The sequence below is a fragment of the Paenibacillus sp. N119s genome (genome assembly GCF_059447605.1).
In genome coordinates this window covers 1-338 of record NZ_JCAJRU010000544.1, presented here as the reverse complement: position 1 = coordinate 338, position 338 = coordinate 1, and the positions used below count along the sequence as shown (strand labels likewise).

The 338-nt window shown below is 39.3% G+C and carries 1 protein-coding gene; it reads right to left on the bottom strand.

Annotated elements, in window-relative coordinates; all coding sequences use genetic code 11:
* Positions 1-338: DDE-type integrase/transposase/recombinase (locus AC5V8P_RS26245; RefSeq protein WP_495474139.1), on the bottom strand; the 338-nt coding region annotated here is incomplete at both ends.

The window sequence follows — 338 nt, the reverse complement described above, 5'->3', positions numbered from 1 at the left end:
TTAAAATGACCAAAGAAGGATTCTTGGGGGGCGTTATCCCAACAGTTTCCTCGTCTAGACATCGACTGGTTTAACCCCATTTTCTTAACCATCTTTTGAAAATCAGGATGTGTGTAATGCGTTCCCTGATCCGAATGAATAAAGGCACCCTTTGCTTTTTTAAATCTTCGATTTTTCTTCAGCTTTAGAAGAGTGTCCGTCGCAAGGTCCATAGTGATTCTCTCTGAGACATGATAAGCCAGTATTTCATTGGTTGAACTGTCCTTGATCGTTGATAAATAAGCTTTCTTGCCTGTACCATAATATAAATAAGTGATATCTGTCAGTAACACCTTGCC